The following is a 20,890-nucleotide window of genomic DNA, read 5'->3' on the forward strand; positions in this document are numbered from 1 at the left end:
GTTAGGCCGCAGCATGGCGGTGTCGGCGCCAGTACACAAGGAATGCTGTCAGCGCGGCGTATGCCAGAAGCAGAAATGCAACGCCAAAGGTGCCGAAGAGTGGCCCGGCGATAGAGTCCGAGGGTGAAACCCAGGTCTGTAGAAACAGATTGAAGGCAAAGACGACGGAAAGGATTAATGCCAGGAATGAGAAGCGTGCGAGCTTGTACGCGGCACTAGAACTGGCGGGTCGCTTCTTGTGCCAATGAATGATGACGAAAGTATTGGCGGAGATTGCGCCAATGATCAACGTAAGGATTGTCAGCGAGGTAAACATTTCTTCTGCGGCCTAACGCCTGAATTAAGCCGAGCCGCGAAGCGGCTTCGGCTTGAATGAATTGTTAGGCCGGTGACGCTAGGTGCATCACGTCGCCCGGCCCGAGCGACGAGACTCTACCGGAAGCCCCGAGGCTTTGCCCGATGGATTGGGGCAGCGAGCTGTTGGCTGGCCAAGGCGGTGACCTATTCCAGTTCTGGCCGGTCTGGCTAACGCGGGCGGTTGCTGTTGCTCGGCGGCGTGGACTCAGTGCCGATTGCATGGCGAAGAGGCCGCCGAAGTCCAGAAAGACGGCGCTCTTTGCATGAGAGGCCGAGGAGTCAACACGCAACGACGCTTTTGCTCTGTCGTTGCGAGTGCTCTCCGAACCGGCCTAACGCCTGAATTAAGCCGAGCCGCGAAGCGGCTTCGGCTTGAATGAATTGTTAGAGCCCAACCGAGATCTCAGGCACGCGCCTGAGCATCAGTACGGACCCAGAAATCCTCGCCAAACTGTTGCCGAATGTGCTGGTCAAGCCTGCACAGATAAGTGTAATGCTCGCCCCAAGGCGGGAACTCATGATCACCTTCCTGAAAGGTGATGCCGTGTGATGCCAGTATTTGCTCGTACCGAACGTCGTAGAGCGGGCGTGGATACGTGACAATGCGTGTGCCATAGCGGATGAATATCAGGCGGTTTGCTGCAATATTTGCTTCCGCAGTGGTCGCGCCTCTCTCCGCGTCAGGCGATCCCTTGTACTTATCCGCCTCGGCACATGCTCCAGCGGCCGGACCGAGATATGGGGCTTGGGGAGCGCCCACTCTGGCCGAATGCAAGGCGGAGCAACCGCTGAGTAAGCTGGCCAGGAGACAGGCTAGGAATCTTTCCATTGGGCTCTAACGCTCAAGGTAACCCGAGCCGCGAAGCGGCTTCGGGTTGAGTGCGTGGTTATACGGGGCTGGCTGAGATGCCAACGACATTTGAACGAAGCCTCCCGATAACCCCGCCGTGAGCCGATACGGTACCAACTTGCCGGACGGCGCTCTACCCGGATGCCCTGACGCGTGGTGTTGTCGAAGGGGCGGATAAGGGAAGCACCGTGACCTATCCGATTGAGGTCGAAGCGGTGGACAGTCAGGTTGCAGCGGCAGTGAAGATCGTTACCCAGAGCCGACTGCAAACGACACTGTGGTTTTTCCGAAGGAAAGGCCGACAGCAACAACGACCCAGCACCGTATAACGCATGAATTAAGCCGAGCCGCGAAGCGGCTTCGGCTTGAATGAATTGTTAGAGGCCAAGCCGGCGAACCAACTCATCCAGTGATATACGACCTTCCTCCGCCGGAAGCTCTGAGATGCGCAGGCTACCTATGGCGGGGAAGGCAGATGCCTCAAACTCCGGCCCGTGCGGGCCCGTCTCGATGAACGTCCAGGCAACATCGGAAGGGGAAAGCTGCCGCACAACTAGCTCGGAATCGGGATGGATGGGCAAGCGACACCACTCATCAAGACGCTCTGAAATTACGAGTGGCCCAGCGGGAAGAGGACCGACCAATGCTTTACTTGGTGCAACCGATGCCTCGGCACAGCCACAGCTATTTGACACGCAGATCTTTCCGGGTGGGGCATTGCATTGGCACCGAGCATGGCCCTTCGGTAAGACGAGAACCTGCTGGACCCGGCCAACGAATACTGACTCTGTCGAGCTCGCCTGAGGGCTCAACACAAGTAGTGCTGTGGCTATTAGCGATGTCCGCAATGATCTTCCCATGGCCTCTAACGCCTGAATTAAGCCGAGCCGCGAAGCGGCTTCGGCTTGAATGAATTGTTAGGCCGCAGCCAACCCGCGAACTGACCGACTGTGGCCTTACCGAAAGACTATCAGCGGAACGGCCCGTGAGCCGATGACAGAACCGCTACCCCGACACGGCGCTTTACCCAGAACGCTTGATGCGCGATGCCGGACGAAGCGATGCAAGCACAACCCCGAAAACCCCGCCGAAGCCAAAGCCCGAGATGGAACAGGTCTTGGTGCGGCCTAACGCCTGAATTAAGCCGAGCCGCGAAGCGGCTTCGGCTTGAATGAATTGTTAGGCGCCCGGCCGATTACGCCGAAGCGCCCGCTCTTTCCGTTGCCGGGCTGAGTATGCGTCCGACTTGTAGAGGAGCCAGCCAAGCGGGCCGCTTAGTGCTGCCAAGAGAGCCTCGAAGCGCTCCCAAAACGGCGGCCGCGCAGGATTTTGCGAGGATGATTGCAACTTAGAAAGCAGTGCGCGCTTCCTCGTAGCGGCCTCCGATCGCCGAGCAGCAACTGTTCGGTGAGCCGCGTCAGCCGCCTCACTCTTAGCCTTTCGTCTCCGCTCTGCTCGGTGTTCCATCGGGGGCCTAACGCCTGAATTAAGCCGAGCCGCGAAGCGGCTTCGGCTTGAATGAATTGTTAGGCCCCACCCGGAATTAGCGCCAGAGCCGGTGATTCACGATGTTTGACGAAGAGGAAGCCAGCCAAAGTGCGTGGCGCCGTCAACAACCTCATAGTGCAATCCGCCAGCGGACGTTGAGCGTCCCTCAAGAACATCTCTCGGGATGTCTTGATTGACGACAAGGTCCGCGCCATCAATTGCGACCATCTGGTGCTGAAGCCGATCCAGGCGAATCGCCCTGGCAGGCGTCTGACGCTTATCCACTTTGGACTCAAGCCACTCTGGAACAAGCCACAGACCATCTTTTGTCTGAAGCACGTCGATGAGCAATAAATCGTCGCCAGACCTCAGGTGTGCGATCAACAGCTTTTCCATGGTGCCTCCGTAATTCGTGTGGGGCCTAACGCCTGAATTAAGCCGAGCCGCGAAGCGGCTTCGGCTTGAATGAATTGTTAGCCCGCCTGGTAAGTGTCGACGTCGATGGACGCGCCAATGCCTGCCAGGAAGGCCACGGTAAACGACTCAAAGCCAACTGCGGGCATTGAGATGGCCGGATCTTTTGAGAACCGGAGAACCACTTGTAGAACGGCCGAAAGGTCATGCTCTTGGATCAGGGCGCGTAGTGTGCCGGTGTGCTCGGCAAGCTGCGCAACTAGGCCATTGGATAGGGCATAGACGTCTATGAGTTCTCCCTCAATCTTGCCCGAGGAAAGCACCCAGGCCGAATGGCGAGGCGTGGGATGCCCGCGGCGAGCAACGCGTGTCGGCAGAAGCCCCGTACGCTCCGTGACCAAATCCGGGTCGAAGCCATCACCCCAGATGCGAAAGTAGACCTCTCCTTGGTGCACTAGTGATCTCCGGAGGGCTAACGCCTGAATTAAGCCGAGCCGCGAAGCGGCTTCGGCTTGAATGAATTGTTAGGCGCCACCGTAGGTGTCTAGGAACTTGCCTACAACGTTGCCCTCTTCCGATCCGTCCGGGTGAGTGATTAGCCAGTCAATGATCTCAGTCTCCGGGAGACGGTAAGCATCGCCATGCTTGAAGCCAGGAACCAGTTGGACATCACTCCAGATGCGGCCCGATATCAGGTCGCCGTCGATGCTGCGGACAGCGACAAAGACCTGCTCTACAAGTCCATTCCGACGCAGTTGTGTCGTTACGAAGAATGATTGACCCTTGGGTAGTCCAGCTAGAAATTTGCTCTTTGCCTGCGGATATGTCGCCTTGGCCTGAGCGACATAGGGCGCTATTGCCGCCTCAAAGTTGCTTAGTCCTTCGGTTTGAACAGAAACGGGCTTGTCTTCTGGCGCATTTGGCGAAAGACGAGGGTCCTGAGCAAAGCAAGTCGCACTGCTAAGGAATAGGGCAACTGAAATCAAAATTCTCATGATCTCTCCATGGCGCCTAACGCCTGAATTAAGCCGAGCCGCGAAGCGGCTTCGGCTTGAATGAATTGTTAGGCCGCGCCACTGCGCCAGCGCCGCCACTTGTGCAAGCCTATCTCGGCCAGCATGCAAAGCGTAGTACCCGCGGCCAAGGCAATAAACATGTGCCCAGGCACACCCTTGCCATCGTTGAGCGAGAAAAGAAGCTCAGACGAGAGGTAAAAGGGAAAGGCGATAACGCTCCATAGCATGGAAAGTAGGAACGCCACCCCGCCAATGCCGCCGTCGTCGTATCCGCTACCGGCGCGCTCTAGAAGTGCAACAGCCAGCAGGAATAGAACCGAAAAGGCTGCGTAACTCAGGAAGGGGTACTGACGGATTAATCGCATCACGATCTCAGCGGCCTAACGCCTGAATTAAGCCGAGCCGCGAAGCGGCTTCGGCTTGAATGAATTGTTAGGCAGCGGGCGGAGGTGCTTGGCTGCCATCCGTTGGATCCGCCTGAGGCGTGATTGGTGGGTCATTGCAGCAAATGCACTCGGCGTCGTCCAATTGGATGGTCGGCTGCTCGGGTGGTGGCGGGAGGGATGGCCGTGTAGCAGCACATGCCGAAAGAATCAGTGCCGCCAGCAAGGTCATTACTCGAATCGCCATGGAGCTTTCCCCGCGGCCTAACGCCTGAGTTAAGCCGAGCCGCGAAGCGGCTTCGGCTTGAATGAATTGTTAGGCCACATCCTGGTCCCCACCGGAGTTGGGTGCCTGTCCCTTACCCCACCTGGAGCGCACGAGCCTAATTGCGTGCTCTTTGAAAAAGCCCATAAAGAGGAACGCAGCAAACAGCAGAGGGATTCCAATCAGTTCATGCTCGTGCTCGCAAAGGTACACGCCAGCTACGACTAGGACTAGCAGCAGTAACGCTTGCAGGATCAATGGCATGGGGCCTAACGCCTGAATTAAGCCGAGTTGCGAAGCAACTTCGGCTTGAATGAATTGTTATGCAGCCTGTGGGAGTAGGTACCCGAGACTGCTGAAGAGATCTTAGCCCAGGACAATAGGCGAAGAGACAATCACTGGATGGAAGCGGGGCGAGTAAGTGGCCGGTGCTTGAGCATCCGGAGCCCGGGCGCCGCCGACGTGGACCCAGCCATGTAACCGCCAGCCGAGCGGCGCGAGCGAGTGGTGTGGGACGCGGGCTGTTGCGCCTTGGCCATGAACCCGCCATTGCGACAGGCCACTATCGCTTTTATGACCACGCATAACGCCTGAATTAAGCCGAGCCGCGAAGCGGCTTCGGCTTGAATGAATTGTTAGGCACCTTGCCCGGTAGCTGGCTGGCGGCGCCCACGGATAAATACCGCAACTGCGTTGATGATGTAGCCGACAGTCATTAGGCCAACGAGGTTGCCCGCTATTGAGCCGGTAATCCATCCGGAACCGGTCTTGTACCGCAGATACAGCTTGAGGATGCAGACAAGGCAGGCAACGATAAAAAGTGTTGGCAGCAAAATCATGTTCTTACGGATGATGGTCGCGAATGGCAGAGCCACGAGCCATATAAAGGGATCAAATAGATTGGCCATGACCCCGTTGAGGAATAGCGCAGCGCCTTTGCTGTCCGCGGCGACTCCGTAAGCGACTACGGCGACGACAAGGGCTAGAAGGGCAAGAAGGACTGCATATTTCTTTACGACCATTGGAACCTCTCCAAGGTGCCTAACGCCTGAATTAAGCCGAGCCGCGAAGCGGCTTCGGCTTGAATGAATTGTTAGGGCGAACGCTCGAAGAACTCCCCGTGCGCGCACCGCAAGTACTCAGCATAGTAGTTACACCCTGCGACAGCCAAAACAACAGGGTGGCTAGCCTTTAGCGGGGAACCGAGATGGCTATCCGGTACAGCATAAGAAACTCCACGGTCGACCACAGGTAGCGCGATAAGCTCTGGGCCGTTCCATTGAATGGTGAGATGGGGTTGAAACGTGCCCGACAGAGAGCCAACCAGAGCATCACTAACCATTTGAACAGTGTGGTGGTCAGCATTGCGGGCATGTAACAGATAGGACAACAGAGGATCTGTCTCCCGCTCCCGAACAAATTTGCCGTTCCAGTTGTGGAATTTGGAGCCGAAGGGCTTGCCTGCATCTTTAACCTTGGCCCAGAGTTTTTCGAGGTGGCCGATGGTTGACCGCCAAGCCTTATCGGCTTGGTCTAGATATGGCGCCCTCGACAGCTCATGCGCTGAATCCCAAGCCCACTCGAGCTCTCGCTTTGCCTGAAGTAGCGGATCTGTTCCCACGTGCGCCCTAACGCCTGAATTAAGCCGAGCCGCGAAGCGGCTTCGGCTTGAATGAATTGTTAGACCTTATACGAGATTGCATGCTACCGCCGGCTCTTTGCCCGCAACCAAATCAGAGCGCCCGCCGCGCCAATTAATGCGCCCGGAATGAACCCGGCAATGCTCCACAACGTCTCGTCAAGCCAACGCGACCCCAAGGGTTGTCCTCTGGCCGCCCAATCCGAGGTGGCCAGTTGAAGGCTTTTTGATACAGCAAGTGCGGAAACGCAACCACATACAACAGAGACCGAGAGAACCCACTTGCCCTTTGTCATCGGACCAGTAGGTGGTGGTGCGGGGGAGATACTGTCTTTGTGCTCGTCTGCGGTCAGACGATTGGCATCCTCTGGACACCCGCATTCTGAACATGTGCTACGACCAGCAGAGACCGCAGAATCGCAAGCTGGGCAACGCCACGAGTAATTGGCCATAAGGTCTAACGCTTAGTAGCCCCCAAAAGCGGGGATATGGACGGGATATTCATCGTCCACAGCGCACCCCGTCAAGCAAAAATCCTACATCCCATCAACGGGTTATCTGAGTGCCGTCAGCCGCCGGGTCGTCCAGTCTCCCCGTGCATATCCAAACAATCGGGTCGCTATGTTTTATTCAGTGCAATCCGCGGTAATGCGCTTGGGACTTCGGATCCGGGAGCCGGCGGGTGGTGGGGAGGGGGTGCGGCTGTTTGATGAGGTTCGGCGGGTATTGCGGACCAAGCATTACAGCATCCGCACGGAGGTGGTTTACCTCGGTTGGATCCGTCGCTTCATCCTCGCCAACGATCGGCGGCATCCGCGGGTGATGGGGGTGGTGGAGGTCGAGCGGTTCCTGTCGTCGCTGGCGGTGGATGGCCAGGTTTCGGCCAGTACGCAGAACCAGGCGCTGTCGGCCTTGTTGTTCCTCTACAAGGAGGTGCTCGGCATCGACCTGCCGTGGATGGAGGGTGTCACTCGCGCCAAGCGGCCGCGGCGGTTGCCGACGGTGCTCGCGCGCGGGGAGGTGCAGGATCTGCTCGCCCAGCTCGATGGGCGGTCGTGGCTGTTGTGCAGCCTGCTCTACGGCACCGGCCTGCGGTTGATGGAATGCCTGCGCCTGCGCGTCAAGGACGTGGACTTCGCGCGCAACGAGATCACGGTGCGCAACGGCAAGGGCGGCAAGGATCGGCGCACGGTGTTGCCCAAGGCGCTGGTCGAGCCGTTGCAGCGGGAGGTGGAGCGCGCGCGGACGCTGCATGCGGCGGACCTGCAGGCGGGGTTCGGGGCGGCGCACCTGCCCGATGCGCTGGCGCGCAAGTATCCCAACGCGGAGCGCGAGTTCGGTTGGCAGTACGTGTTCCCGTCGCCGAAACGGTCGATCGATCCGCGTGACCAGGTCGAGCGGCGCCACCACTTCGACGACGGCACGCTGTCGCGTGCATTGAAGGCGGCCTGCCAACGCGCGGGCATCGTCAAGCCGGTGTCGGCGCACACGCTGCGCCATTCCTTCGCCACGCACATGATCGAGGCGGGCTACGACATCCGCACGGTGCAGGAGCTGTTGGGGCACAAGGACGTGGCGACGACGCAGATCTACACGCACGTGCTCAATCGCGGCGCGGGCGGGGTCGTCAGTCCGCTGGATCGCCCCTAAACGAAAGGGCCGGTCGCTGGACCGGCCCTTCGTGTTCAATGGGAAACCGAAGTCCCGGTCAGCTCTTCTTCGCGGCGATCCAGCGGTCGATCTTCGCTTCCAGCACCGACAGCGGCACCGCGCCGTCCTTCAGTACTTCGGCGTGGAATTCGCGCACGTCGAAGCGGTCGCCCAGTGCCTGTTCGGCACGGTCGCGCAGTTCCTGGATCTTCAGTTCGCCGATCTTGTAGGCCAGCGCCTGGCCCGGGATGGCCATGTAGCGTTCGGCTTCGGCGGTCGACTGAGTTTCCGACTCGGCGGAGTTGTCGAGCATGTACTTGATCACCTGCTCGCGGCTCCAGCCCTTGCTGTGCAGGCCGGTGTCGACGACCAGGCGGATCGCGCGCCACAGCTCGTTCTGCAGGTAACCGAAGTAGTCGTACGGGTCGGTGTACACGCCCAGGTCCTTGCCCAGCGATTCGGCGTACAGGCCCCAGCCTTCGGCGAAGGCGGTCTCGCCGCCGAAGCGGCGGAACGCCGGCAGGTTGGTCAGTTCCTGCTGCAGGGCGATCTGGAAGTGGTGGCCGGGGATCGCTTCATGCAGGTACAGGTCTTCCGCGTCCCAGGTCTTGCGCGTGGGCAGGTCGTAGGTGTTGACGTAGAAGATGCCCGGGCGCGAGCCGTCCTCGCTCGGCGGGTAGTACTGGCCGCCGGCCGCGGACTTGGCGCGGAACGGTTCCACCGGGCGGATCTCGAACGGCGATTTCGGGATCAGCGAGAACTGCTCGGGGATCTTCTCGCCGATCTTCGCTTCCAGTCCGCGGTAATGGGCAAGCAGCGCGTCCTCGCTCTTGAAGCTGAAGCGCTTGTCGGTCTGCATGAACTTGAAGAACGCCTGCAGCGAGCCCTTGAAGCCGACCTGCTGCATCACCTTGCGGATCTCGCCGTGGATGCGCGCGACTTCATCCAGACCGATCTGGTGGATCTGTTCCGGTGACTTGTCGGTGGTGGTCGAGTTGCGCGCGTTGAAGGCGTACCAGGCCTGGCCATTGGGCAGGCCGTCCATGCCGGGCGTGGCGCGGGTCTTGGGCATGTATTCGTTGGCGATGAAGCTGCGCACCTTGCGGTACGCCGGCAGGATCTGCTGGCCGATCATGTCGCGGTAGGCAGCGGTCAGGCGCGCCTTGTCCGCGTCGGAGAATTCCTTGGGCATGTTGGTGATCGGGCCCCAGAACAGCGTGTCCTCGGGCTTGTCCTTGATCAGCGCGTCGAACTGCGGGATCACCTTCACCATCAGCGCCTTGGGCTGGACGACGCCGGCCTGCATGCCTTCGCGCATGTTGGCGATGGCGCTGTCGAACAGCACCGGCAGGCGCGCGCCGCGGGCGAGCCAGTTGTCGTAGTCCTTCACCGTCTTGAACGGCTGCGCGCTGGTGCCCGAGCCCAGCTGCGCGGCGAAGCCGGCGATGTTGTTGAACTGGTCGATCGGCAGCATCCAGCCGGGGAACTGCTCGGATTCCCGGGTCTGCTCGGCGTTGCGGACGAAGATCTCGTAGCTGATCAGGGCCTGGCCATCGAGGCCGTCGGGGCCGATGTCCTGCACCGTCTTCAGCCAGCGCTCGTTGAAATCGTGCGCCTGCTGGCGGGACTCGGCGGAGAGGAAGTCCGGCAGCTGGTCGTTGTAGCGCGGGTCACCCTGGAAGGTGGCCTGGATCGGGTTGAGCTTGAGGGTTTCTTCCCAGTACTGCGCGTACAGCGCTTCCAGGCGTGCGGCCTTGTCCGCTACGGGCGCCTGTGCGGCGGTGCTGGCAGGCGCGTCGGCACTGGAAGGGGCGCTGGCGCAGCCGGCGAGGGCCGTGAGCAAGGCAACGGAGAGGACGAGCGGGCGCAAGGTCATGACGGTTCCTGGTCACGTGACGGAACCCCAAGCATGGCGGCAATGGCCAGTCATGACCCCGGTCGGAAGTCATGCACGGGTGCGACGGCGGTTGCAGCCGGCGACGCGTCAGCACATCGGCGCGTCGCGCAGCGGGAGGGCCTACTGCGCGGCGTCCAGGCGCAGCTGCTCGGCCCGGCGTTCGCCCAGGTAGCCGGTGATGCCGCGGCGCATCACGTACAGCAGCGGGATCATCGCCACCGCCGCCAGCATCTTGTAGGCGTAGTTGACGCTGCTCACCGCGAGGAACAGCGAGGTCGGCCATTTCTGCGGCCCCAGCACGAAGGCGATGTAGAGCACGACGAAGCTGTCGATCAGCTGCGACACGGCGGTGGAGCCGGTCGCGCGCAGCCATACGTGCTTCTCGCCGGTGACGGCGCGGATGCGATGGAACACGGCGACGTCGATCAGCTGGCCGAGGATGAAGGCGACCAGCGAGCCGGCGATCGTCCACAGGCCCTGGCCGAACACCGCAGCGAACGCGGCCTGGTAGTCGGCGACGCCCTGCGGCTCGGCCGCCTTCACCCACCAGCCCGCCGGCGCGAGCGAGATCGCGGCGAAGGCGAACGCGAAGCCGTACACGATCAGCGCGGCCGCGAGCCACGAAATCAGCTGCACCCCGCGGCGGCCGTAGAACTCGTTGATGACGTCGGTCATCAGGAACACCACCGGCCACAGCAGCGTGCCGGCGGTGAAGCTCAGCGAGCCGCTCTGGCCGAACAGGTTCCATTGCAGCGGGGCGATGCCGAGCGTGTCTTCCAGCGCGAAGATCTTCACGCCGATGAATTCGGCGAGCACGGCGTTGACGCAGAAGAACGCGGTCAGCAGGACGAACAGGCGCAGGGCGCGGTCGTCGAGGAGGCGGCTCGGGGGAATGGCGATTGCAGGGGTGCTGGCGTCGTTCACTCGGGGCGTCCTGGGCTGCGGTGCTGTTCTAGTGGCCGAGCCGTTCTATCGGTGGTTTGCCGTCATCAGCCGCTGCGGCGGCATCGATCTAGCCAAGGAATACATGTCATCGCGGCGCGCCGTTGCGACGGCATCATTCGTGTCGCGGCTTAATTTTCATCGCGGCGCGGCGGGGAGAACGGGATCGAATCGGGCGACACCGCGCCACCGGAGATGATGAAACTCATCGCCTGGTCGACGGTCCAGTCGGTCGGGGTGATCTTCTCGACCGGCACGATCTCCAGGTAACCGGAGGTCGGGTTCGGCGTGGTCGGCACGTACACCGCGGCGAGTTCGCGGCCGGTGCCGTTCTCGTGCATCACCTTGGTGACGAAGCCGAGCGTCTTCATCTCGGTATGCGGGAAGTCGATCAGCACCACGCGCTGGGTGCCGTCCGGCTTGGTCTGCAGGATGTCGAGCAGCTGGCGCGCGCTGCCGTAGATGGTGCTGGCGAGCGGGATGCGGCGGATCAGTGCTTCGAACCAGCGCAGCAGGCGCTGGCCGACCACGATGCGGGCCATCACCCCCGACAGCAGGATCACCGCCAGCGTCGCCAGCAGGGCGAGCGCGGTCTGCACCCAGGGTTGCGCGACCCAGCCCAGGGCCTGCGGCGCCATCGTCGCGATTTCCTGCAGCAGCGGGCCGATCGCCGGGCGGCTGATGTCGGAGAGCAGGACGAAGACGAACTTGATCACCACCCAGGTGAGCCAGATCGGCAGGAGCGTCAGCAGGCCGGTGACGAACAGGCGTTGGAAGCTGGGGCGTGCGGCGCGGGGGGGCGTGGTCATGGCGCGCATTGTAGGCGCTGGCCACGCCGGCGAGCCGGCGCGGTTGCGGAAGCGCCGGTGGACGCCGCGCCGGCAGCAGCCACGTTATTGCAGGTCGCGGACCAGGCGGAAGCCGACGTCGTCGTAGCCACGGTTGGCAAGCAGCGGACGCGTCGCCGTCTGGCTGCGCCAGGACTTGCCGCTGGCGACGCGGCGCGTGCACGTCGTCGCGCAGTCGCGCGACCACAGCGCCACGGCGCGGTTGCCGGCCTGGGCGGGCGTCTCGCTCGCTTCGCGCGCGGTCGGCAGGCGCCAGTGCTGGCCGGTCTCGCGGCTGTGCCACGCCGCGTACGCTTCCGCGTCCTGCAGCGAGATGCAGACCACCGGTTCGCTCTCGGCCTGGGAGAAGCCCGGCGTGCGCCAGTCGCGCGGCGCGATCACGCGCAGCAGCGAGGCGCGTTCGCGGCACAGCGACGACGTGCGCTTGGTCGCAGCGACGAAGCGGGCGTAGTCGGTGCGGGTCACCGCCTGCCGGTTCACCGCGACCGCGCCGCCCGTGCTCGCGCGCAACACGCCGCCGTCCGGCAGCACCGCGCCCATGTGCGGCAGCCTGGCGGCGCGGCTGGTGAAGGTCGCGGCCAGCTGCGGCGGCAGGTCGAAGTCGGCGACGAGTTGCACGGTGCGCTCGGCGGCGTCGCGGTCGTAGCGCCTGGCCGCGGCTTCGAAGCGGGCCTTGACCGCGGCTTCGGTCCTGGCACGCAGGCCGCGGTAGGCCGGCGAGTTCGTGGTGCCGGTCTGCAGTGCCAGTGCGGCGGCCATTGCGTGGATTTCGCGTGCGCGCGCGTCGTTGCCGCTGCCGATCTGGGCGGCGATGGTGTCGGCGAAGGCGTTGGTGAGTTCGGCCACGACCGCCAGCACTTCGACGTTGGTGGCGTCCGCGTTCCAGGCCTCCAGCACGCTGGTGTGGGCGTTGGCATCGAGCGGCGAGGTGAGCTGGCCGGCGGCGATGCGCTGGCGCGCGGTCTCGATCGCCTTGCGTGCCGGCGAATCCTGCAACGGCTTGAGCATCGCCGAGGTGACTTCGTTGTGCGCCGCGACCGCGGCCGCGTCGGCGGCTTCCGCGGGCAGTTCGGCGCCGCGGCGGCGCGACAGGTATTCCGCGCCCAGCACGCCCACGCCGATGAAGGCCAGCAGCGCGCACACGGCCCAGATCGGCTTCGCGTACTGCCGCAGCGGTGGCAATCGCTGCAGGCGGTCGCGCAGGGCCGGCATCAGGCTGCGCTCGGTGACCGATTCGATGCCGGCGCGCATCTGCGCGGCATCCTGGAAGCGCTGTGCCGGCTGCTTGGCCAGTGCGCGGTTCATGAAGTGCTGCCAGTGCGCGAGGTGGGCGGGCAGCTTCGGGACCGGATCCTGCGCGTGCATCACCGCCATCGACAGGGCGTCGGGTGCCTCGAACGGCAGCTTGCCGGTGAGCATTTCCCAGATCAGCACGCCCAGCGCGTACAGGTCGGCGCGACCGTCGACGACTTCGCCGCGCGCCTGTTCCGGTGCCATGTAGGCGGTGCTGCCCACGGCCATGCCGGTGCCGGTCATGCGCGCGCCGCCCCAGTCCTTGCGCAGGGCGATGCCGAAGTCGGCGAGCAGCGGCCGGTCGGCGTCGTCGAACAGGACGTTCTCCGCCTTGACGTCGCGATGCACGATGTTGCGCGAATGCGCGTAGCCGATCACCGACAGCAGCAGGTTGGCGATCTCGACGACGCGGCGCTCGCTCTTGCTGTAGTCGCGCTGGCCGAGGTGGCCGCGCGCCATGTAGGGCATCGCGTAGTAGGGCAGGCCGTCGAGGGTGCGACCGACTTCGTGGATGCGCACGACATGCGGGTGCTCGAGGCGGGCGATGGTCCGCACCTCGTTCTCGAAGCGGCGGCGACTGGTTTCGTCCGTCAACGCCTGCGTCGACATCACCTTGATCGCGACGTCGCGCCCGAGCGAATGCTGGCGTGCCAGGTACACGGTGGACATGCCGCCGTGGTTGATGACCCGCAGCAATCGATAGCCGGCGATTTCCGGCAACGGCGTTCCGTCGTCGTGTCTTGGCTCTTCAGCCATGTGTTGCGCCCCCTGTGGCCGGGCAAGCATACCGTGCGGCCCTGCCGGGCATGCAGCGCGTACGCCGTCGCACGCAGGCGGAGAATGTGATCGCCATCGCCAAATTGCGCCTCGGGGTCGTGGTCCCGCGGACGCCAGCGCCGCGGATTCGGAGCCATGCTGGTGCAGCCGGCGTTGTCCCGGCGTGGATGGAGCGCGTGGTTGGACCGGTTTACGCGGCCAGCTGCGGCTCCGCCGGTGCCGCCGCGCGATCGCGCTTGCGCCGCACGTAGAGCTGCTTGCGCACGCGCGCGACCACTTCGCCCGCTGCGTCGACGACGTCGGTCTCGAACCAGTGCAGGTGCTTGTCGCCGCCGGCGGTGGCGTGGCGGAGCTGGGCCAGCACGGCGTCGTCGAGGCGGAAGATCGCGCGCACGGTGCCGCGGCCCGGCTTCACGAATTCGATCGCGCCGGCCTGGTCCCAGACGATGTAGTCGCGGCCCAGCGCGTGCATGGTCAGCAGCATCCAGAACGGATCGGTCATCGCGAACAGGTTGCCGCCGAAGTGGACGCCGACGTAGTTGCGGTTCCAGGGGCGGGCGCGCAGTTCGACCTCGGCGCTGCGCCAGTCCGGGGCGATGGCGGCCACGTGGATGCCGTTGAACAGGAACGGCGGCCACAGGTTCAGGATCCGGCGCAGCAGGCCGGGGGTGAGGCGGGTCTTCATCAAGGACAGGGCCGTGGGGAGGGCGGGCGCAGCTTCGCCATACGGGTGCGTACAGTCAAGCCCCGGGCGGCCCCGGCGACCCGGATGGGCGCTCAGAACAGCAGCGACGACATCTTGCGGCGGTAGGCGCCGACCAGGTCCTCGTCCTCGATGATGCGGAAGGCATCGATCAGCGAGCGGCGCGGCAGGCCGTCTTCGTAGTTGCGGTCGCGCCGCAGTATCTCCAGGAACTGGTCGAGGCCGGCCTGCGGCTCGCCGGCGACGATCCGCTGCACGCCGAGCAGGTGCCGCGCGCGCAGGTCGTCGGGGTTGCCGGCGATCGCGGCTTCGAGCACTTCCACCGGCGGCGCGTTGTCGAGCAGGGCCGCGAAGCCGAGGCGGGAACGCGCGCTCACGGCGCGGTCGTCGTGGGCGAGGTTGGCGGGCAGGGCATCGAGCAGCTGCTCCGCCTCGCGCGCGGCGCCGGTCTTCAGCAGGGCGAGGGCCAGGTCGAGCTTGCGCGCATCGTCCTCGGGGTGGTCCGCGACTTCGCCGCGCAGGCGCACGACTTCGGCATGCGGATCCAGCGGCGCGGCGTCGGGTTCGGCTGCCGCAGGTTCGGCCGCGGCGGCGGGTTCGATGCCGTGGTGCTTGAGGAATTCGCGCAGCTGGCCTTCCGGCAGCGCGCCGGGGAAGCCGTCGACGAGCTGGCCGCCCTTGACCAGGAACACGGTCGGGATCGAACGCACCTGGAACGCGGCGGCGATTTCCTGTTCCTTGTCGACATCGACCTTGGCCAGCAGGAATGCGCCGTTGTAGTCGTCGGCGAGCTTCTCGAGGATCGGCCCCAGCTGCTTGCACGGGCCGCACCATTCGGCCCAGAAGTCGACCAGAACGGGGACTTGCGTCGAGCGTTGCAGGACGTCGGCTTCGAAGTTGGCCGTGGTGGCGTCAAAGACGTGGGGCTGGGCGGTGTCGGTGGTCATCGGCAAGGGACTGCGGGCGGAATGGCAGCGAGATGGGGGCGCGGGCGCGTCGGCGCAAGTCCGGCGGGGCGCACGCTAGCATGGTGGCCATGAAAGCCTTGCTCGCATTTGTTTCGCGCCATGCAGCGATGGTGGCGTTGTGGCTGTTCGTCGCCAGCGCGTGGCTGTTCGCGGCCCGCGTGGCGGAGTACTCGCACGCACGGCATCCGCTGGCGTTGCTCGGCGCCGCGCCGCTGCCGGGCGCGGCCTGGTTCAACCTGCTGGCCTTCGTGTTGCCCGGCCTGCTGCTCGCATCGGTCGCCATGCGCCTGCGCGCGCAGCTCGCGCGAACGGGAGCGCCGCAGGCACGGCGCTGGCTGCCGCGTATCGGTGCGCAGTTGATGCTGGTGGCGGCGGTGGCGTTCGCCGCGCAGGGCGTGTTCCGGCTCGATGCGAACGAGCTCGACGGCGCGCAGAACGGCCCGCATGCCGCGGCGTGGATGGTCTGGCTGATCGGCTTTGTGGCCGGTGGCGTCCTGCTCGGCATCGGCCTGCGTGGTGCCGCGCAGTGGCAGGGGTTGGCGATGGTGTCGCTGGCTGCCGCGGTGCTGCTGCCGGTGGTCGCGCTGCTGCTGCCCGGATGGGTGCCTGCCGGCTATGCGCAGCGGCTGGCGTTCGGGCTGTGGTTCGCCTGGGCGATCGCGGCCGAAGCGCGCATCGCGGCGAACGCACGCAACCCGTAGTGCCGCGACGACCTCAGCCGTAGCGCAGCTTCAGCCCGAGGATCGTCGCCGCGAGTGCCAGGGTCACGATGTTGGACAGGATCATCGGCCACGACATCAGCACGATCCCGTAGGCGAGCCAGAACGCCACGCCCACGGTGAACATCACGTACATCCCCAGCGAAATCCCCTGCGTCTGCCGGCTGCGGATGATCTTGAAGGCCTGGGGGACGAACGAGACCGTCGTCAGCGTCGCGGCCGCGTAACCCACCCATTCGCCCGGGACGGTCACGGCGCCGTGCCGGGCTGCTTGTACACCGTGCCGTCCTTCATCACGAAGTCGACGGCGAGCACCGCCTTGATGTCCTCCAGCGGATTGCCCGGCACCGCGACGATGTCGGCGCGCTTGCCCGCTTCGATCACGCCCTGGTCGTCCACGCCCAGCACCTGCGCGGCGTGGATCGTCGCCGACTGCAGTGCATACGCGGCCGGCATGCCGGCTTCGACCATGTAGACGAACTCGCGCGCGTTGTCGCCGTGCGGGCCCACGCCCATGTCGGTGCCGAAGGCGATCCGGACGCCGTTGCGGTAGGCCTTGGCCGCGGTTTCCTGGATCTGCGCGCCGACGCGCTCGGCCTTGGGGCGGATGATCTCGGGGAAATAGCCGGGGATCTTCGCCTTGTCCGCGACGAAGCGGCCGGCGGAGATGGTCGGCACGTACCAGGTGCCCTTCTGCTTCATCAACGCCATGATTTCGTCGTTCATGTAGGTGCCGTGCTCGATGCTGGTGACGCCGCCGAGCACGGCGCGCTTCATGCCTTCGGCGCCGTGCGCATGCGCGGCCACGCGGTAGCCGTAGTCCTTGGCGGTATCGACAATCGCCTTCACCTCGTCCACGGTGAATTGCGGTGCGTCGGCGGACTTCGCGTACGACAGCACGCCGCCGGTCGCGGTGATCTTGATGACGTCGCTGCCTTCCTTGTAGCGCTGGCGCACGGCCTGGCGGGCATCGTCCACCGAATTGACGACGCCTTCGGTGGGGCCGGGCGGGCCGATCAGGTGGGACAGCTCGGCGTTGTAGCCGTTGGTGGGATCGGCGTGGCCGCCGGTGGTGCCGATCGCGGTGCCCGCCGCCCAGATGCGCGGGCCGTCCACCAGTCCCTGGTTGATGGCGTTGCGCAGGTGCAGGCTCACTTCGCCGCCGAGGTCGCGGACGCTGGTGAAACCGGCGAGCAGGGTCTTCTTCGCGAAGCCCACCGAGCGGAACGCGAAGTCGGTGTCGTCGAGGCGGAATTCCTCCTCGTACGCCTTCGGGCTGCTTTCGGAGGCCAGGTGCACGTGCAGGTCGGTCCAGCCGGGCGTGCAGGTGTGCCCGGACAGGTCGACGCTGCGGACGCCGGGGACGGCGGCGCGACCGGCCAGCACCTCGGCGATGCGGCCGTCGCGGACCACGACCGTGCGTTCCTCGAGCAGCCGCCCGCTGCGCGCATCGAACAGCTTTCCGCACTGGAGCGCGACCGGCTCCGGAGCCGCGGCCTGCGCGGATGCAGCCATGGCGAAGAGGAGGGCGGCGGCGGGTCGGTGCATGGGCGGTGTCCGGCGGGATGTGGACCGATTCTAAGCACAGCCGTTTTCGGGCCGTCCTTGCCGAAAGAGGCGGGCAGGTCGCGGCAGGCAGCGGAGGAGTCGACCGGGCATGCATTTGCCTGTCCCGCAGCGGATCGGACCCGCCTCCATCCACGCGCGCATGGCGGGGGTTTGTGCACTGCGGTAGGCTTCGCAGTCTTTCCTTTCCCGCTGTCGCTGCCGTGTCCCCAGAAGCCGTCCAGACCGATTCCGCCGCCACCGACCCGCGGGCCTACGACCCGCAAGCCGTGGAGGCGTCCGCCCAGCGCTTCTGGAACGACACGCAGGCCTTCGAGGTCACCGAGACCTCGGCCAAGCCCAAGTACTACTGCCTGTCGATGCTGCCGTACCCGTCTGGTGCGCTGCACATGGGCCACGTGCGCAACTACACCATCGGCGACGTCATCAGCCGCTACAAGCGCATGACCGGCTTCAACGTGCTGCAGCCGATGGGCTGGGACGCGTTCGGCCTGCCGGCGGAAAACGCCGCGATCAAGAACAACACCGCGCCGGCGAAGTGGACCTACGCCAACATCGCGCACATGAAGGCGCAGCTGCAGCAGATGGGCTACGCGATCGACTGGTCGCGCGAGTTCGCCACCTGCACGCCGGATTACTACGTGCACGAGCAGCGCATGTTCGTGCGCCTGATGAAGCAGGGCCTGGCCTACCGCAAGAATTCGGTGGTGAACTGGGACCCGGTCGACCAGACCGTGCTGGCCAACGAGCAGGTGATCGACGGCCGTGGCTGGCGCACCGGCGCGCTGGTGGAGAAGCGCGAGATCCCGCAGTGGTTCCTCAAGATCACCGACTACGCGCAGCAGCTGCTCGACGGCCTGGACACGCTTCCGGGCTGGCCGGATGCGGTCAAGACCATGCAGCGCAACTGGATCGGCCGCAGCGAGGGCCTGGAGATCCGCTTCGACGTGGTCGATGGCCACGGCAATGCCGTCGAGCCCTTGACCGTGTTCACGACGCGTCCGGACACGCTGATGGGCGTGACCTTCGTGTCCATCGCCGCCGAGCATCCGCTCGCGCAGCACGCCGCGAAATCCGATGCCGACCTCGCCGCCTTCATCGCCGAACTGCGCCAGGGCGGCGTGTCCGAGGCCGAGCTGGAAACCCAGGTGAAGCGCGGCCGCGACACCGGTTTGCGCGCGATCCACCCGATCAGCGGCGAACAGGTCCCGGTCTATGTCGCCAACTTCGTGCTGATGAACTACGGCACCGGTGCGGTCATGGCCGTGCCGGGCCACGACGAGCGCGACTGGGAATTCGCCCGCGCCTACCAGCTGCCGATCAGGATGGTGATCGTGCCCGCCGACGTGCGCGATGCGCTCACGGAAATCACCCGCGACGTCGCCGGTCACAACGATCCCATGCGCAGCGCGCTGGGCGAGGGCGGCGCGATCGATGCCTACGACACCGGCGCCGCCGTGCAGGTCGTGCAGGAATTCGAGGGCCGCATCGCCGAAGAGGGCGCGTACACCGAGCGCGGCTACCTGGTGAATTCCGGCGAACTCGATGGCCTCGAATACCAGCAGGCGTTCGACGCGCTGGCTGCCCGCTTCGAACAGCAGGGCCGCGGCCAGCGCCGCGTCAATTACCGCCTGCGCGACTGGGGCGTGAGCCGCCAGCGCTACTGGGGTTGCCCGATCCCGGTGATCCTGTGCGCCAAGTGCGGCGACGTGCCGGTGCCGGAAGAACAGCTGCCGGTGATCCTGCCGGAAGACGTGGCTTTCACCGGCGTCGCCTCGCCGATCAAGGCCGATCCGGAATGGCGCAAGACCACCTGCCCGCAGTGCGGTGGCGCGGCCGAGCGCGAGACCGACACCTTCGACACCTTCATGGAGTCGAGCTGGTACTACGCGCGTTACACCTCGCCGGGCGCCGCGCAGCAGGTCGACGAGCGCGCCAAGTACTGGACGCCGGTCGACCAGTACATCGGCGGCATCGAGCACGCGATCCTGCACCTGCTGTATTTCCGCTTCTACCACAAGCTCATGCGCGACCAGGGGCTGGTCAACAGCGACGAGCCGGCGATCAACCTGCTGACGCAAGGCATGGTGATCGCCGAGACCTTCTATCGCGACAATGCCGACGGCTCGAAGGACTGGATCAATCCCGCCGACGTCGAGATCGAGAAGGACGCGCGCGGCCACATCGTTGGCGCCAGGCTCAAAGCCGACGGCAAGCCGGTGCAGATCGGCGGCACCGAGAAGATGTCGAAGTCGAAGAACAACGGCGTCGATCCGCAGCTGATGGTCGGCAAGTTCGGTGCCGACACGGTGCGCCTGTTCTCGATGTTCGCCGCGCCGCCGGAGCAGTCGCTGGAGTGGAACGAGGCCGGCGTGGAAGGCATGGCGCGTTTCCTGCGCCGCTTCTGGCGCGAGGTGCTCACGCACGTGTCGCAGCCGGACCATCCGGAAGTCGACGCCGCGCAACTCAATGCCGCACAGAAGACCCTGCGCCGCCAGCTGCACGAGACCATCCAGAAGGTCGGCGACGACTATGGCCGTCGCCACAGCTTCAACACCGCGATCGCGGCGCTGATGGAGCTGCTCAACCATGTCTCGAAGTTCGACGACATGAGCGACATGGGCCGCGCCGTGCGCCACGAGGCATTGCAGGCGATGGTGCTGCTGCTCAATCCGGTAACGCCGCACGTGTGCCACGCGCTGTGGCAGGCGCTGGGGCACAAGGAAACGCTGCTGGAGGACGTGCCGTTCCCGGCCGTCGATCCGGCCGCGCTCACCCGCGACAGCATCACCCTGGCCGTGCAGGTCAACGGCAAGCTGCGCGGCACGATCGACGTCCCGGTGAATGTGGCGAAGGAAGAGGCCGAGCGCCTTGCACTGGCCGAGCCCTCCGTCGCGCAGTTCGTCGCCGGGCAGGCGGTGAAGAAGGTGATCGTCGTGCCGGGCAAGATCGTCAATATCGTCGTCGGTTGATCCGGTTCGTCTCCCCGCTACACGGGATGAGGGCTGGAACTGGTTCAGTGTGGGCCGCACCGCGGCCCGCTGGCGTGATGCGATCGTGAACGAAGCCGGCGGGCCACGGTCCTCCGGCTGCGTTCCGGCCTTGCCGCCTGCGC

General features: G+C 64.8%; 17 protein-coding genes. 3 read left to right on the forward strand and 14 right to left on the reverse strand.

Annotated elements, in window-relative coordinates; genetic code table 11:
- Position 1 precedes the first annotated feature (1 nt).
- The 6 genes from H8B22_RS12030 to H8B22_RS12055 all read right to left on the reverse strand — a co-directional run bounded on the left by H8B22_RS12030 (position 2) and on the right by H8B22_RS12055 (position 5,795).
- On the reverse strand, positions 2–316 hold the full coding sequence (locus tag H8B22_RS12030) for a hypothetical protein (RefSeq protein WP_187711651.1): 315 nt from the start codon (positions 314–316) through the stop codon (positions 2–4).
- Between the two features lie 2,454 nt (positions 317–2,770).
- Positions 2,771–3,091: a hypothetical protein gene (locus H8B22_RS12035; RefSeq protein ID WP_187711652.1), complete on the reverse strand. Its 321-nt coding sequence runs from the start codon at positions 3,089–3,091 to the stop codon at positions 2,771–2,773.
- Positions 3,092–3,168: 77 nt separating this feature from the next.
- Positions 3,169–3,564 (reverse strand): DUF4279 domain-containing protein, encoded by a 396-nt coding sequence (locus H8B22_RS12040; RefSeq protein WP_187711653.1) that lies wholly within the window; start codon positions 3,562–3,564, stop codon positions 3,169–3,171.
- A 69-nt stretch (positions 3,565–3,633) separates the two neighbouring features.
- Positions 3,634–4,104: a DUF2314 domain-containing protein gene (locus tag H8B22_RS12045; RefSeq protein WP_187711654.1), complete on the reverse strand. Its 471-nt coding sequence runs from the start codon at positions 4,102–4,104 to the stop codon at positions 3,634–3,636.
- A gap of 68 nt (positions 4,105–4,172) precedes the next feature.
- Positions 4,173–4,490, reverse strand: a complete 318-nt coding sequence (locus tag H8B22_RS12050; protein WP_187711655.1) for a hypothetical protein — start codon at positions 4,488–4,490, stop codon at positions 4,173–4,175.
- Positions 4,491–5,408: 918 nt separating this feature from the next.
- On the reverse strand, positions 5,409–5,795 hold the full coding sequence (locus H8B22_RS12055; RefSeq protein ID WP_187711656.1) for a hypothetical protein: 387 nt from the start codon (positions 5,793–5,795) through the stop codon (positions 5,409–5,411).
- A gap of 1,265 nt (positions 5,796–7,060) precedes the next feature.
- On the opposite strand from H8B22_RS12055, the gene H8B22_RS12060 reads away from it, so the two are divergent.
- Complete coding sequence (locus H8B22_RS12060) at positions 7,061–8,062, forward strand: integron integrase (protein WP_187711657.1); 1,002 nt, start codon at positions 7,061–7,063, stop codon at positions 8,060–8,062.
- Between the two features lie 58 nt (positions 8,063–8,120).
- Here H8B22_RS12060 and H8B22_RS12065 read toward each other — a convergent pair whose 3' ends face one another.
- From H8B22_RS12065 to trxA, 6 genes are all read right to left on the reverse strand, one after another.
- Entirely contained in the window at positions 8,121–9,938 is a 1,818-nt protein-coding gene (locus tag H8B22_RS12065) for a DUF885 domain-containing protein (protein WP_187711658.1), read from the reverse strand.
- A gap of 141 nt (positions 9,939–10,079) precedes the next feature.
- Positions 10,080–10,853 carry a queuosine precursor transporter gene (locus H8B22_RS12070; protein WP_187713640.1) on the reverse strand — a complete coding sequence of 258 codons (774 nt, stop codon included), beginning with the start codon at positions 10,851–10,853 and terminating at the stop codon, positions 10,080–10,082.
- A gap of 179 nt (positions 10,854–11,032) precedes the next feature.
- Positions 11,033–11,719, reverse strand: a complete 687-nt coding sequence (locus H8B22_RS12075) for a DUF502 domain-containing protein (RefSeq protein ID WP_187711659.1) — start codon at positions 11,717–11,719, stop codon at positions 11,033–11,035.
- A gap of 75 nt (positions 11,720–11,794) precedes the next feature.
- Positions 11,795–13,798: a bifunctional serine/threonine-protein kinase/formylglycine-generating enzyme family protein gene (locus H8B22_RS12080; protein ID WP_187711660.1), complete on the reverse strand. Its 2,004-nt coding sequence runs from the start codon at positions 13,796–13,798 to the stop codon at positions 11,795–11,797.
- A 211-nt stretch (positions 13,799–14,009) separates the two neighbouring features.
- Entirely contained in the window at positions 14,010–14,504 is a 495-nt protein-coding gene (locus H8B22_RS12085; RefSeq protein ID WP_187711661.1) for a DUF4442 domain-containing protein, read from the reverse strand.
- A 92-nt stretch (positions 14,505–14,596) separates the two neighbouring features.
- On the reverse strand, positions 14,597–15,469 hold the full coding sequence (gene trxA, locus H8B22_RS12090) for a thioredoxin (protein ID WP_187711662.1): 873 nt from the start codon (positions 15,467–15,469) through the stop codon (positions 14,597–14,599).
- 89 nt (positions 15,470–15,558) lie between these two features.
- Between trxA and H8B22_RS12095 the strand changes: the two genes are divergently transcribed.
- On the forward strand, positions 15,559–16,191 hold the full coding sequence (locus H8B22_RS12095; RefSeq protein WP_187711663.1) for a DUF998 domain-containing protein: 633 nt from the start codon (positions 15,559–15,561) through the stop codon (positions 16,189–16,191).
- A 13-nt stretch (positions 16,192–16,204) separates the two neighbouring features.
- Here the strand turns inward: H8B22_RS12095 and H8B22_RS12100 are convergent, their stop codons facing one another.
- Both H8B22_RS12100 and H8B22_RS12105 read right to left on the reverse strand, forming a co-directional pair.
- Positions 16,205–16,462, reverse strand: coding sequence for a SemiSWEET transporter (locus tag H8B22_RS12100; protein WP_187711664.1), 258 nt, complete (start codon positions 16,460–16,462; stop codon positions 16,205–16,207).
- Positions 16,459–17,757 (reverse strand): metal-dependent hydrolase family protein, encoded by a 1,299-nt coding sequence (locus H8B22_RS12105; RefSeq protein WP_187711665.1) that lies wholly within the window; start codon positions 17,755–17,757, stop codon positions 16,459–16,461. Before H8B22_RS12105 ends, H8B22_RS12100 begins: the two co-directional genes overlap by 4 nt.
- A 221-nt stretch (positions 17,758–17,978) precedes the next feature.
- Between H8B22_RS12105 and leuS the strand changes: the two genes are divergently transcribed.
- On the forward strand, positions 17,979–20,747 hold the full coding sequence (gene leuS, locus H8B22_RS12110; protein WP_187711666.1) for a leucine--tRNA ligase: 2,769 nt from the start codon (positions 17,979–17,981) through the stop codon (positions 20,745–20,747).
- Positions 20,748–20,890 lie beyond the last annotated feature (143 nt).

Source organism: Lysobacter terrestris (assembly GCF_014489475.1).
Classification (GTDB): domain Bacteria; phylum Pseudomonadota; class Gammaproteobacteria; order Xanthomonadales; family Xanthomonadaceae; genus Agrilutibacter; species Agrilutibacter terrestris.